Here is a 12230-nt window from a genome sequence, read left to right as displayed (position 1 = left end):
GCTCCAGGCTGTCGTTGGCCGGCCCGTTGACTACCTTGCCGGCATACGAAAAGCGCGAGCCGTGGCACGGGCAGTCAAACGACTTTTCGGAATTATTCCACATGACCGTGCAGCCAAGGTGCGTGCACGGCGCAGAATACTGGTGCAATGCGCCCCGCCCGTCCCTGTAAAACGCCACGGGGTTCTTGCCTTCGACGACCACGCCCTCGCCGGGCAAAAGTTTGCCAGGGTCTTGCTTTTGTTGTTTTTTCTTGCCGGGGCTCGCCTGCTGCGGGCCCATTCTTTTCTGCCGGCGTGACGGGTCGTACAGCCGGGCCCACTTGTTCTTTTTCCCAAGGACAAGATCCGTCAGGATGACGCCTGCGATGGTGCCGTGCGTTATCCCGTTGCCCGAGTCGCCTGTCGCGATAAAGATGTTCCTCCTCTTGTCCCGGGGGTTGTGCCCGATGAAAGCCATAGAATCCCGCGGCTCAAGCACCTGCCCGGACCACCTGTACTCTACCTCCTTTATCGGAAAGTGCTCCCTCGCCCACGCCTCAAGGCTGCGGTATCGCTCCTCCGCGTCGGCGCTCTCCCCTGTCGGGTGGTCCTCGCCGCCGGCTACAAGGAGGTCATGACCGTCCAGTTTTTGCAGCCGGACATAGCGGTATGGCGGCGCGGCGTTTCTGGACTTTTGGTTGCCCGTGTCCCAGTATAATGCGTCAGGGACGGCGCCCTTTTCTACCCTTGCCGCTATTGCGTACGTCCTGTACGCGTCCTGCCGGTCATAGATCCTGCTAATCTTGTCAACGATGGGCGCGTTGGTCGCCACGACGATCTTTTTTGCGACGACCCTGTGGCCGTCGGCAGTCTTTACCCCCTTCGAGTTTACGTCATGCACGTGCGTTTCAGTATAGATCTGGCCGCCGTTGCCGACTATGGCCTGCGCAAGCCCGGCGGTGTATTTCAGCGGCTGGAAATGCGCCTGGTCCGGAAAGCGGAGGCAAGCGCCAAGCGACTTGACCGGCGGGCTGTCCAAAAGCTCTGTCTGCAGGCCGGCCCTGCGCGTGGCCTCGTGCTCGGCACTTAACGATTTTTCGCTGTCAGTCGGGTCGAGAAAGAGGTACCCGTCGACCCTCGTAAAGTCGCACTCTATCTTCTCCCTCCTCGCTATCGACTCGATGAGGTCGATTGCCGCAGAGTGGCTTTCAGCAGCAAGCCTTGCGCCCTTTTGGCCGTGCTCCTTTTCAATGTGATAATACCGGTCATCGAGCGCGCACGTCGCGTGCGCTGTGGTCCTGCTCGTCTCCCCGCTTGCCACGTTGCCGTCTTCGACTACCGCGACATTTTTGCCGGCAAGGGCAAGGAGGTATCCGGTGGTCATGCCTGAGATCCCGGCGCCGACGACGGCGACGTCGGCCGCCACGTCGCGGCCCAGCTTTTGAAACCGGGGCGTCCTGGCGTCGGCGAACCACGAAGGCTCTGTCCTGCAGGAGGTCTTTTCCTCCCAGCCCTCAAGCTCGCGTTGCATGTAATGGTTAGCCGTCCAAATTTTAATAGAGTTGTGCAACAGGGATAACCGGCCTCGCGACGTGTGTTCTATCCATGATGGCCTGATCGCACAGTTTTAGCGGGCATTATCCCGGCAAAAATCTCTGTTTTGAAACGCTAGCTTATCGAGCGTTTGGCGGCGTAATTCCCATTGGACTACGTTTTTGCCCTCATATTGATAATAGCGCCAAACTGCATGGACGGCGACTTGCAGTCAAGGCTGGACCACGACCTGAATTACAACAACACGGCCTACGAGGCCCATGTTGCGCCTGGCTACCAAATAGTCTGCATGGGAGGAGCGCGGATCGGCACCATCGAGAGCGTGACGCTGCCGCTCCTGAGGCAGGTGTTTCCGGATGAACCCATAGTCTTTGTCTATGGAAAGCAGCAAGAGCGCGACTACCAGCTGTACATATCGAAAAAATACGGATCGGAATATTACAGGACAGTCAGCGGGAACGCGGACGTGAAACTGGGCTACGCGATGGCGCCCTTCAGTCACATTGACATACAGCACGAGCGGGCCCACCTAGAGCTGTGCGCGGCGCACGGCAAGGGCGCAAATCCGTACGACCCGTCCACCTGGACAAGGACTGCAAGCAGGCCGTGGTGCCCGGGCTGATGTATAGATATGTGGCGCCTCTATAAGCTGGCTTCAAAAGTCATTATAACCTCCTTGGCGTTATACAAAAAGGACGGGGTCAGGCTGGGCGCAATGGCGCTCCCCTGGTCTCTAGCCTTTTAGGTTATAGACGTCTGTCCGGCGATTCTTTAGCAGCGGCAGCGACTCCCTAACTTGGGCTACCCTGCCCATGTCCAGCTCCACCACTTCCATCCCCTCCTTCTGGCCCATGTCAAGGAGCACGGCGCCAAACGGATCTACCACCATGCTCCTGCCCGCGTAGATGTTGCCCACCTGGTCGGGCGCGACCACGAACGAGCCGTTTTCAATAGCCCGCGCCTTTACCATAGTCTGCCAGTGCTCCTCCTTCATGGGGCCCTGCACCCAGCCGGACGGCGCGACGAGCATGTCGGCGCCCTTTACCGCCAGCAGCCTCGACATCTCGGGAAAGCGCAGGTCGTAGCATATCATCACGCCGATATTGCCGGCCGCGGTTTTGATTGGCTTTTCAATCCTTTTTCCGGCCAGCAACTTTTTCGACTCTTTAAAGCCGAGCGCGTCGTACAGGTGCAGCTTGCGGTATACCGACGCCACCGCGCCTTTGCAGCTGATTATGACTGCCGTATCGTAAACGCGCTCGCCCACTCCCTTTTCATAGATGGCGGCGACCACTTCCACGTTGTGCTTTTTGGCCTCTTTGCACAGCGTCGCGACAAAATTGCCCTTGACGGTCTCTGCAATCTTGGCAAGCTCGGCCGGCGGCTGGCTGCCGGGCGAAAAGGCCATCTGGAATTCCGGAAAGCAGACCATGCCCGCCTTTGCTGTCGCTGCCTTGGCGATGTAATTGACAGACGCCTGCAGGTTTTCCTGCTTGTCCTGCGACGACTTTAGCTGGACTACTGCTACCGATGCCACTGCTGCAGGCAGCACGTCCGCAGATAAAAATTTACAGCTGCTTGCCGGCCTGGAACCAGTTTTCCTTCTGGTTTTCGTCGTAAACGAGGATGACGTGCTCGGCCTTTGTCTTTAGAATATTGACGGCCGCGTCCGTGACGGCCTTGGCAAACTCGTCTTTCTGCTCTTTCGTCCTGCCGGGATACATTGACACAAGAATGAGAGGCATAAAAAAGAGTGGCTACTGCGGGTTTATATGCACAGCGTCGGGGGCCATTTCCTGCTCGTGCATCCTTCCGCCGTTCGCCTGCCCAAGCTCGTAGAGCGCCTGGAGGTATCTCTTTATGAAATTGGCGCCCGGCGACGGCCTGCGGCCCTTTTCATAGTCGCTCAGGACCGACGGGGTGATTGCCATCTTTTTTGCGAGGTCGGCCTGCTTTACCCCAAACTTTTTGCGCCAGTATTTCAGCTGCAGGGGCGGGTTGTCATTCAATATGACGGAGCCGGCGATCCACGTCAGCTCGTCCTTTGCAGAAAAGCCGTTATCGGGACTTGACAAACGTATGACGGAACGCCTTGACGGGTGATAAAAAGATTATTCTGTCGCTCCTGCATAAAGCCAACCGTGCGCGATCTCAAGCGCCTTAACGGCGCGGTGGTAAAATGCGAAAGGTGCCCACGCCTTGCCACCTATATCCGCAAGGTGGGCAGGGAAAAGGTCAGGCGCTTTGAAAACGACGACTATTGGGCGCGGCCGCTGCCAAGCTGGGGAGACCCTGGCGCCCGGCTCTTGATAGTTGGCCTGGCTCCTGCGGCGCACGGCGGCAACAGGACCGGCAGGATGTTTACCGGCGACGGCTCGGGCGACTGGCTCGCAAAAGCCATGCACGGAGCAGGCTTTGCAAGCATCCCCACGAGTAGGGCAATAGACGACGGGCTCGTCCTCCATGACGCCTACATCACGGCAGCGGTCAGGTGCGCCCCGCCGGACAACAAGCCGCTGCCTTTAGAGATTGCCAGCTGCTCTCAATATCTGTCTGCAGAAATTGCAATATTGAAAAACGTCAGGGTGGTGCTTGCGCTTGGCAGGATAGCCTTTGGTGCCTATTGCAGGGTTGCGGGCCTCAAGGGCCTCGCTTTTGGGCACGGCATCATGCACGAAATTCCAGGCAAAGTATTGCTTGCCTCCTACCACCCAAGCAGGCAGAACACCAACACGGGCAGGCTCACGTGGGAAATGTGGGCAGAAATTTTCAGGACCGCAAGAGCGGTCCTCTGATCACTTTTTCTTTTTTGCCTCTCCTGCGGCAGCCTTTTTCGCCACGGGTTTTTTCTTGCCTTTGGCCTTTGGCTTCTCCTCTTCAGCAGGCGCGCTTGCGGCAGCGGCCTTGGCGTTTTCCCTTGAATTCACGATGTCAGTCGTGATGTGGTCTATTTTCAGCCGGAGTGCCTCCTTGACCTTGGTGTTGTCCACCATGTTGAGCATGCCCTTGCACTCGGGGCACTTGAAAAACAGTTCAACTGCGGCGTCAAATTTCAGGCGCGGGCACTGGTGGTTGCCGCAGTGGTAAAACTCTGTCGAATCTTCGTGTTCCAAGCGCTTGTGCAGCCTGTCAAGGATCTTTTTCTTTTGGTTTTCGATAAAGTTGTCGACGTGGTCCTGCTTGGCGCGCCACCTGTAGACGAACCACCCCTTTTTCTCGTCCTTGACCCTGATGCCGGATATGAGCGCCTTGCCAAACATGTCGTAGAGCACCTTGCGGACGATGTTTATCTTGAGCCCTGTAGCGCTGGCGATCTCTTCGTCGGTCACGTCCTCGGTGTTGAGAAGGGCCCTGGCCACCTTGACGTATTCCTCGGCCCCGATGAGGCCGGCGATCTTTACAAAAGAATCCTCATACTCTATAGCGCGCATTAAACGGATAGTTTGCGTCAAATTCGGATATATAGTTATTGAAGTCTTGTTACGTTATTGCGGTTTTTGGTTACTTTTCTCATTTGCAGTCCTTTTTACGTAAATGACGCCTGCTGCAAACGCCACCACGCAGCCAACGAGTATCGAAAGGACAACAGGATCTATTTTTAGGTCTGTTGGCTGGTGCTGGCAGTTTATCCCAAGGCACCGCTTGCCAAGTATGGCCCGCTCGGTGCATTTTTCCGGCTCTATTCCCAGCTGCCTGCACACTTCCACCTGCCCGGGAGGGAGCTCTGCTTGAGCAAATACAGGAGCGGCGAGCGCCATGACGACCAAAAGGGCCACTAACATCAACCTTGCAATGATCGCCTGCGTATTTGTCCTTTGTCCACAACTTAGATGCTGCCATACAGCTGGTATATCTTGCCGGTATAGTCGCTCATGTAACCCCACACCTCCGGGCTCACGCTCAGCGGCTTGTACGACGCCTGCTGCTCGCCGCAGAGCGCGTCGTAGACGAACTGGCCCACCACTATCTGGTCGGGCACGGCAAGGGTGGTCATCTTGGCAGTGATGCTTATCGTGTAGCCCAGGATGTCAAGGTGCGGCCTGCGCAACACCTTGCCGTCTTCAAGCGTCATGGTGTCCCACCCGTACTGCACCACCACGTTGTCACCCACGTCAATGCCGACGCGCACGTTCAGCTCGGGGTAATCATACTGGTTCAGGATCGGGTTGATGCCCTCCCGCATCACCTTTATCATGGCGTGCGCGCAGGCGACCGCGTTGGAGCACGGCACCGACAGGTTGTCCCAGTCGGCAAGAAAGAACGCCATTATCGCATCGCCGATGTATTTCAGGACATAGCCGCCGTACGATGTAATCACTACCGACATTTCCTGCGTGAACGCCTGGACGATGTTTGCAAGCCTATCGGGCGGCAGCGTCGACGACAGCTTGGTCGATCCCACAAGGTCTATGTGCAGGATGACGAACGCGACCTTGGACTTTACAAATTTTTCCAAAATTGCCTGCGTCTCTTCGCTCGTGAGGTCGAGATCAGGGTCGAACTTGAGCGCCTTCCACACCCGGCCCTGCGCCTGCTTGACTGCCGCGTCCGTGTCTACCACCTTGTCGAGGTAAAAGGACGAAAGTGACGGGGCCTGCGCCATCTGCCTCGCCGCGGCCTGCCTCTTTTCCTTCTGCAGGGCATAGTCGGCGATCACGGTGTCAACCTGCTCGCGGCTGAGGTCCAGCTGCGCGGCTATCGTCTCCGGATCGATGCCAGAGCTGTAGAGGTTCAGTATGGTCTGGCGCTGGTAGGCTGGGTCGCCTTCGGCCATGCCCCAAGGAACAAGGCACGGGTATTAAACTGGTTTGCCACCGTCAAAAAGTCGCGCTGGTCTTTGGCCTTATCAGGGCAAGCAATTGCGAGAACCTGAAAGGCTTGACAAGCACGTCTTCTTTGTTGACGCCAGGCATGCTGTTGATTATTATTTCCAGCTCTGACGTGGTGGTAAAGACGATCCTCTGGGTGGGCATCCTTGCCCGTATCTTTGCCGCGACCTCTGCGCTGGCAGCGTCGCCGAGGTGGGTGTCGAGCACGATCATATCAAAGCCGCCGCCCTCGACGTCAAAGGCAGACTCCAGGCATTTTGCGCCGCTTGCAACGACAACGGCTTCCAGCCCAAGTGAATCCATGTACCGCCGGTAGACAGCCTGCAGGTCCGGCTCGCGCTCTGCAATCAAGATCCGGGCCGGCCCCGTCTTTTGCGAGCGGACGTACTTTTGCAGATCTATTGTAAGGCTGTGGGAAGAGCCTATCCTGTGCAGCGCCGGCAGCATCAGGACGCGGCCGCGATGGGGGCACACCACCGTGATGTTCTGGTTGCTAGAGGTCCATTCGGCGTGAGTCCTGTCCCACCAGCTCTCAAGCGCCGCGCACTGGTCAAGGTGCCCGGCGCTGGACAGCCGGTCGGCGGCGTCTGCCACAACGAGCATCTTGTCGCCCTTTCCGGCAGACGCGTATTGCCGCAGCATCTTTTCCAGCCGCTCCTTGAGCTGGGTAAAGGGGGCAAGGTCGCCCGTGAGGGAGGATTCGTAAAACGGCTTGAAATCGATGACTATCAGGTCGCCTTTCCTGGCGTGCTCGTCAAAGCCGGGCACCTGCGAGGACAGGCTTGACATGTGCTCCGCGTCGGCGCTGCGGCCAGAGGCATAGACGCACAGCTGGTTGCCCTTTAGCCCTTCGCTGATATAGTTGGCTATGGCTTCTGTGCGCCCGGCATCATCGCCGTAAAGCAGCATGACGTGCTGGCGATATGACGGGTAGAGCAGGCCGGCCAGCAAATTCAGCAGCGGCCTCCAGGCGTGCCTTCCAGGGGTTGCAAGGCGCTGCAGTGATTTTGGGTTAACCGGTTTATAAGCATATGAGCAACCTGCTTACGTTCCCGGCATCTGGCGTCACAATGTGGGCGAGATTATTAATAACGAGTTCCTTGTAAGTATAGGCGATGGCCAAGACAGAGGAAAAAGTTCTCCTGACGCTTCCAAACATAAAATACCTGGTAGAGGGGCTTGAGGTCCTGCTGGCCACGGACCTTGACGGAGAAAAGCGCGCCAATGTGATCCAGCTGCGCGACGAGCTTGTGTCATATGTCAACAGCATATTCAGCGACTACTCGTGAAACGCCGCGCGCACTTTTTGTATAACTTTGTTCATCGACAGTGGCTCCTTATTTATGACGTCCTTTCTCTCAAATGTCCCCATGAGCCGGAGCGCCTCGCCTGAAGGCGTCAGCAAAAAGACGAACTGGACGCGGTCGTCGTAGGACCTGATCTCCCTGTACAGGTCAAACCCTGTCATGCCGGGCAATACAAGGTCGGTGATGACGACGCCGTACTGCGCCTGCGCCGCAAACTCTAGCGCCTCTGCCGGGTCCGGCGTGTGGTCGACGCTGTAGCCGCCTGCCGTGAGGTACGTCTTTATGATGCCGGCGGTGTTCTGCTTCTGGTCAACGAGGAGGACTGCCCGCATGGTGCCATTTCGCGTGTTTTTCCTAAAAGCATGATGGTCAATAGATCTAGATGACCGAAGGTTAATAATTGGAAACGCGTTGCTCCTCCCTGTGGCGCAGAGAGCAGAGCCGGAGCTCAAAAAGTCGGCCATAGTGCTCGCTTTTGCCTCGATAGGCCTCGTCTACACGGTCATGCTCATCGGAGTTTTCCTGAGCAACGGCCCCATCCATGAGAAAGGAATCGCCTGCACCGACTGGCCCCTGTGCCCAAACGGCTTTGGCGTCCCCGAAGAGCGATACCTCTTTGAGTATGTGCACAGGCTAGTCGCCGTGATAGCGGCTTCGGTGGTCTACGCGACTGCAATCGTGGTACCTTCCGACATTAAAAAGGCAAAGAGGGCGGCAGTGATAGCGGCGGTAATAGTCACGGCCCAGGTGATAATCGGCTACCTGACGGTGATAACCGGCCTGAACCCGCTTGTGGTGGCAAGCCACCTGTCCACCGGGATCACCGTCTTTGCTTTTGGCCTGCTGACCTTCTGGTGGGCAGGCATCTGGAGAAAATACTGGCACTAGCGCCAGTGGACCCGCGAGTTTTCGTAAAACTCCCTGTCGTCTTCTGTCAGCGCGACGCGCCTGTGGCAGTCGCCGCACAGCAGGTATTTTGAATCAGCGGGCAGCTCCTTTTTGCACATGCCGCAGAACTTTTTCAACAGAATCTATGCAAAGGCGCGGGATAAAACAGTAATGTAATTAAGGGCCGGCCAAGAAGGGAAGGCGGCTTCTTGGTACTGCAAAGTGAGATTGTCAGCGCGCTTTCGTATGCCACGAGCAAGGGATACAGGATCCACCCGGACGCGTTTGCGATGCTCAAGGGCCTGGAGACTGACGTATTAAAGGCAGTGCAGGACATAATCAAGCAGAAAAAGCCAAACACGATGATAGTAGTTGACGACGTCAAGGGCCTGCTCAACCCCCAGAGTGCCCTCGACGCTGTCCCGATAGAGCAAAAGGGCGAGGTGCTCATGGACCCGACCCCCAACGTCAACACCGGCGAGGGCGTCGACGGCTATGCCGCCCTGTTCAAGAGCAGGTTTGAAAAGACGATGCGGATACTGGCGCAGAGGCCCGACAGCAGGCGGATAGCAAAGATATCGACAGTCAAGCTGGGAGCCAAGGGCGGCCAGAGGCCGGCGGCGTCGGGCAACGAGCGCAGCCTGAACGGCGGCGCCAGCAGTTTCATGATAGCAGGGTTATTGATGTCAAGGCGCACGACGAGAAAGGGCGTCGAGCTGGAAGTCGACGACTACACGGGCAGGATGCCGGTGCTGGCGGTGTCAGATGACGCAAAAAAGCAGGCGTCGACGCTCGCGCTCGACCAGGTCGTCATGCTGGAACTGGAAAATGCAAGGGGAGTGCCGGGGCTTGCAGTAAAGAGCGTCTTTTCGCCCGACATTCCCGATCACCTGCCGGCAAAGAGCCGGTCAGAAGCATACGCCGTGCTCATATCCGACCTGCACGTCGGCAGCAAGTATTTCATGGAGCAAGAGTTCCTGAAATTTTTGGACTGGCTGGCCATGTCCGACGACGACATTGTGCGCAAGATCAAGTTCCTCTGCATCGGAGGCGACCTAATAGACGGCATTGGGATTTTCCCAAACCAGGACAAGGAATTGTTGATGACGGACGCGGCTGGCCAGATGGGCCACGCTGCAAAACTGCTGTCAAGGATACCGAAACATGTCAAGACCTACATTATTCCCGGCAACCACGACCCAGGGCGGCGAGCCCTGCCGCAGCCGGCGTTCCCCCACGCCACTTCTGGCGGCATGTATAACCTGGAGAACTGCACGATGCTCGGCAACCCCGCTTATGTCGTCCTCAACGGCGTCAAGGTGCTGATGTTCCACGGCCAGAGCCTCGACGATGTGATTGCGTCAACGCCGGGCCTCAGCTATCAAAAGCCGGCCGAGGCCATGAAGGTGTTGTTAAAGGCAAGGCACCTCTCGCCGACGTACGGTGAGCGGACGCCGGTGGCGCCAGAGGCCGAGGACATGATGGTGATGACGGAGGTGCCCGACATCTTGCATTCGGGCCACGTGCACGTGACTGACGTCGATTCGTACCGTGGGACGCTCGTGGTCAATTCTGGCGCGTGGCAGGCCCAGACAAAATTCCAGCAGACGATGGGCATCACGCCTTCGCCCGGCATCGCCATTGTCGTCAACCTTGCGACGATGCAGCCGTTCAAGCAGGATTTCAATAGTAAAGTTCTGCAAACGTAGGGTCGTCTTTCAGCGCGTCCCTGACCGTCGCAAGCGGAACGGTGATCCTTATCCTTTGCGACCGGCCGCCGCGCCCTTGGTTTACCACTTCAGTCGATATTACCCCCAGCAGTTCCATCTCGCTTATGATCTGGGTGATCCTGCGCTGCGTGAGCGGTTCCTGGTCTATCTTTTTGCAGAGAGACGAATAGGTGTCATAGACTTCTCCAGTAAAGCCGTTCTTTGATTTGGCGATGGCAAGCATCACCAGCTTGTCCTGCGGTGCGGCTTTCTGGATTGCGAGGAACTGCGCGTCCTTTTCTATCTTATCCTGGGCAACCCTGACGTGCTTTTCCTCCACCCTTGAAGCGTGCTCCCTTTCTGCCAGCTCTGCAGAGACGCGCAAAAGATCTATTGCCTTCCTTGCGTCGCCGTGCTCCCTGCCGGCCATGGCCGCGCACAGGTTTATCACGGCATCCGTGATGGCGTCTTCGCTGAAGGCCATTTTTGCGCGGGTGGACAGGATCTGCCTCAACTGCTCGATGGTATAGGGATTGAACACCGTCTCTTCTTCGGAGAGGCTGCTTCTCACTCGTGGGTCAAGTTTTTCCTTGAAGGTAAGGCTGTTTGATATCCCCACCAGGCTGATAAAGCCCCCCTTTGCCATCCGCTGGTTGGCCCTTGTAAAATTGTAGAGTATGACGTCGCCGTTCTTGTCGACAAGCGAGTCTATTTCGTCTATCACCAGTATCATGTTCATCTTGTTCTTTTGGATGTGCCGCAGAATCCTGTCGTTGGCCTCTCCCAGGGAAAGCCCGGTGAACGGGATCTTTTCTTCCCTGTTGTCTTTGGGACCTTTGTCATCCGTCCCCATCTCCTTGGCTATTTCATACAGGATCTTGTAGGCCGTATTGGCGGTCTTGGCGTTGATTATTGGCGCCGTTATCTGGATGCCAAGTTCATTCGCTTTTTTGATCAGTTTCTCCACTACAGTCGTAACGACGGCCGTCTTGCCGGTTCCCGGCTTGCCGAACAGCAAAAGGTTCGACGGTCTGGCTCCCTTGAATACGTTGGAAAGTTTTAGTGCTAGGTTATTTGATTCGTCATCGCGGAAAGGCAGGCGGTCTGGAATGTAATCTATATTCAGCGTCTGCCTGTTCCTGACAAGTGATTTGCCCTTGGCCGCCCTGTCAAATATGTCGTCAACGCCGCTCACCTGCCCCACCCCTCGTTTTCCTTTCCAGAGTGCAGGCTTGTTAAGGTTGTCTTCACAGCCATGTTAACAGGCTGTTTTTAAACCCTCAAATCAACTTGTACTAGTTATCGTATCAATCTATCAAGCTCATAAAAGAGAAGCTCAGAGAGAGGGTGCTGGACAGGAAAGGCAGGGGTGGCCGTGCAGCAGCAATTGACGATGATAACAGCCAGTTAACCAGCACGATCGTAATTGCTGAAAGGGGCGGGAAAGTGACCCCTCCATTTCCAGTCGAGCGTTAAGGTGCCAGTTAACGCTGTTAACAGTGGCAAAGGCGACCCCTCCATTTCCACTGGAATCATAATGGCCGACTTGCATACCAATACGGTGGTTAACCGGCACGGTTTGTTAACGACAAACTGTTGCTCTCATGCACAGCTAACAACAGCTAAGCTATTTGTTATCATGTTTGGCACAAGCTCTGTTAAGTGTAAAGATGTTAACAGGTCAAACTGCCTCGGATGCCGGGAAGGAAAAAGTTCAAGATAGAATTGGAAGACGCCGAGGGGGGCAAGTACAACCTCTCCTTTGAGGGTAATGTCACCAAGGAAAAGGTGGCCAAGATAGTCGAGTTCATGGACCTCATCGACCTCGAGGGCCAAACTAGGCAGGGCATGGAAGGCGAGGCGAGGGCGCCTGCAAGCGTCGGCGACAGGATATGGGCCCTTGTGGACAGCAAATTCCCGTTTGGCAGCTTTACTTCGTCTGACATCCTCGAGCTCTATGAGGA

Annotated in this window: 15 protein-coding genes and 2 pseudogenes; 6 read left to right on the top strand and 11 right to left on the bottom strand. The window is 56.5% G+C overall.

Annotated elements, in window-relative coordinates; all coding sequences use genetic code 11:
• The coding region (locus tag ACREAY_RS06145; RefSeq protein WP_431754882.1) for an FAD-dependent oxidoreductase at positions 1-1510 on the bottom strand (1510 nt) is incomplete at its 3' end.
• 171 nt (positions 1511-1681) lie between these two features.
• On the opposite strand from ACREAY_RS06145, the gene ACREAY_RS06140 reads away from it, so the two are divergent.
• Positions 1682-2155: a hypothetical protein gene (locus ACREAY_RS06140; RefSeq protein ID WP_431754881.1), complete on the top strand. Its 474-nt coding sequence runs from the start codon at positions 1682-1684 to the stop codon at positions 2153-2155.
• A gap of 111 nt (positions 2156-2266) precedes the next feature.
• On the opposite strand, the gene ACREAY_RS06135 is transcribed toward ACREAY_RS06140, so the two are convergent.
• From ACREAY_RS06135 to ACREAY_RS06125, 3 genes are read right to left on the bottom strand one after another with little or no spacing between them, the layout of a single operon-like run.
• Positions 2267-3070 (bottom strand): carbon-nitrogen hydrolase family protein, encoded by an 804-nt coding sequence (locus ACREAY_RS06135; RefSeq protein WP_431754880.1) that lies wholly within the window; start codon positions 3068-3070, stop codon positions 2267-2269.
• A gap of 31 nt (positions 3071-3101) precedes the next feature.
• Positions 3102-3278 carry a tautomerase family protein gene (locus tag ACREAY_RS06130; protein ID WP_431754879.1) on the bottom strand — a complete coding sequence of 59 codons (177 nt, stop codon included), beginning with the start codon at positions 3276-3278 and terminating at the stop codon, positions 3102-3104.
• Between the two features lie 12 nt (positions 3279-3290).
• A complete protein-coding gene (locus tag ACREAY_RS06125; RefSeq protein WP_431754878.1) occupies positions 3291-3608 on the bottom strand; it encodes a helix-turn-helix domain-containing protein in 318 nt (105 codons plus the stop codon).
• A 66-nt stretch (positions 3609-3674) separates the two neighbouring features.
• Here ACREAY_RS06125 and ACREAY_RS06120 point away from each other — a divergent pair, with 66 nt between their 5' ends.
• Positions 3675-4328: a uracil-DNA glycosylase gene (locus ACREAY_RS06120; RefSeq protein ID WP_431754877.1), complete on the top strand. Its 654-nt coding sequence runs from the start codon at positions 3675-3677 to the stop codon at positions 4326-4328.
• Between the two features lie 132 nt (positions 4329-4460).
• Here the strand turns inward: ACREAY_RS06120 and ACREAY_RS06115 are convergent.
• From ACREAY_RS06115 to ACREAY_RS06100, 4 genes and pseudogenes are all read right to left on the bottom strand, one after another.
• A pseudogene (locus ACREAY_RS06115) lies at positions 4461-4964 on the bottom strand (transcription factor); the annotation flags it as partial.
• Positions 4965-5018: 54 nt separating this feature from the next.
• Positions 5019-5315: a hypothetical protein gene (locus ACREAY_RS06110; protein WP_431754876.1), complete on the bottom strand. Its 297-nt coding sequence runs from the start codon at positions 5313-5315 to the stop codon at positions 5019-5021.
• Between the two features lie 44 nt (positions 5316-5359).
• Positions 5360-6307, bottom strand: a complete 948-nt coding sequence (locus tag ACREAY_RS06105) for an adenylate/guanylate cyclase domain-containing protein (RefSeq protein ID WP_431754875.1) — start codon at positions 6305-6307, stop codon at positions 5360-5362.
• A gap of 43 nt (positions 6308-6350) precedes the next feature.
• Positions 6351-7313 carry an MEDS domain-containing protein gene (locus tag ACREAY_RS06100; protein WP_431754874.1) on the bottom strand — a complete coding sequence of 321 codons (963 nt, stop codon included), beginning with the start codon at positions 7311-7313 and terminating at the stop codon, positions 6351-6353.
• Between the two features lie 164 nt (positions 7314-7477).
• Here ACREAY_RS06100 and ACREAY_RS06095 point away from each other — a divergent pair, with 164 nt between their 5' ends.
• Positions 7478-7651 carry a hypothetical protein gene (locus ACREAY_RS06095; protein WP_431754873.1) on the top strand — a complete coding sequence of 58 codons (174 nt, stop codon included), beginning with the start codon at positions 7478-7480 and terminating at the stop codon, positions 7649-7651.
• Here ACREAY_RS06095 and ACREAY_RS06090 read toward each other — a convergent pair.
• On the bottom strand, positions 7642-8001 hold the full coding sequence (locus ACREAY_RS06090) for a response regulator (RefSeq protein ID WP_431754872.1): 360 nt from the start codon (positions 7999-8001) through the stop codon (positions 7642-7644). The genes ACREAY_RS06095 and ACREAY_RS06090 overlap by 10 nt on opposite strands.
• Positions 8002-8092: 91 nt before the next feature.
• Between ACREAY_RS06090 and ACREAY_RS06085 the strand changes: the two genes are divergently transcribed.
• Positions 8093-8557, top strand: coding sequence for a COX15/CtaA family protein (locus ACREAY_RS06085; RefSeq protein WP_431754871.1), 465 nt, complete (start codon positions 8093-8095; stop codon positions 8555-8557).
• On the opposite strand, the gene ACREAY_RS06080 is transcribed toward ACREAY_RS06085, so the two are convergent.
• Positions 8554-8694, bottom strand: coding sequence for a hypothetical protein (locus ACREAY_RS06080; protein ID WP_431754870.1), 141 nt, complete (start codon positions 8692-8694; stop codon positions 8554-8556). The genes ACREAY_RS06085 and ACREAY_RS06080 overlap by 4 nt on opposite strands.
• A gap of 72 nt (positions 8695-8766) precedes the next feature.
• On the opposite strand from ACREAY_RS06080, the gene ACREAY_RS06075 reads away from it, so the two are divergent.
• A complete protein-coding gene (locus ACREAY_RS06075; protein ID WP_431754869.1) occupies positions 8767-10266 on the top strand; it encodes a DNA-directed DNA polymerase II small subunit in 1500 nt (499 codons plus the stop codon).
• On the opposite strand, the gene ACREAY_RS06070 is transcribed toward ACREAY_RS06075, so the two are convergent.
• Positions 10241-11461, bottom strand: coding sequence for a Cdc6/Cdc18 family protein (locus ACREAY_RS06070; protein ID WP_431754868.1), 1221 nt, complete (start codon positions 11459-11461; stop codon positions 10241-10243). The two genes, ACREAY_RS06075 and ACREAY_RS06070, sit on opposite strands and share 26 nt — an antisense overlap.
• 500 nt (positions 11462-11961) lie before the next feature.
• Between ACREAY_RS06070 and ACREAY_RS06065 the strand changes: the two are divergent.
• Positions 11962-12230: pseudogene (locus tag ACREAY_RS06065) on the top strand (hypothetical protein); the annotation flags it as partial.

The organism is Nitrososphaera sp. (assembly GCF_050748925.1).
Lineage (GTDB): Archaea > Thermoproteota > Nitrososphaeria > Nitrososphaerales > Nitrososphaeraceae > Nitrososphaera.
The sequence above is the reverse complement of the archived record's forward strand: the minus strand, read 5'-3'. Positions and strand labels throughout refer to the sequence as shown.

What these genes read in the sequence shown, in the direction of transcription:
- ACREAY_RS06130 (WP_431754879.1), bottom strand. Translation starts at nt 3,278, where the DNA reads ATGCCTCTCATTCTTGTGTCAATGTATCCCGGCAGGACGAAAGAGCAG.
- ACREAY_RS06110 (WP_431754876.1), bottom strand. Translation starts at nt 5,315, where the DNA reads ATGTTAGTGGCCCTTTTGGTCGTCATGGCGCTCGCCGCTCCTGTATTT.
- ACREAY_RS06105 (WP_431754875.1), bottom strand. Translation starts at nt 6,307, where the DNA reads ATGGCCGAAGGCGACCCAGCCTACCAGCGCCAGACCATACTGAACCTC.
- ACREAY_RS06095 (WP_431754873.1), top strand. Translation starts at nt 7,478, where the DNA reads ATGGCCAAGACAGAGGAAAAAGTTCTCCTGACGCTTCCAAACATAAAA.
- ACREAY_RS06090 (WP_431754872.1), bottom strand. Translation starts at nt 8,001, where the DNA reads ATGCGGGCAGTCCTCCTCGTTGACCAGAAGCAGAACACCGCCGGCATC.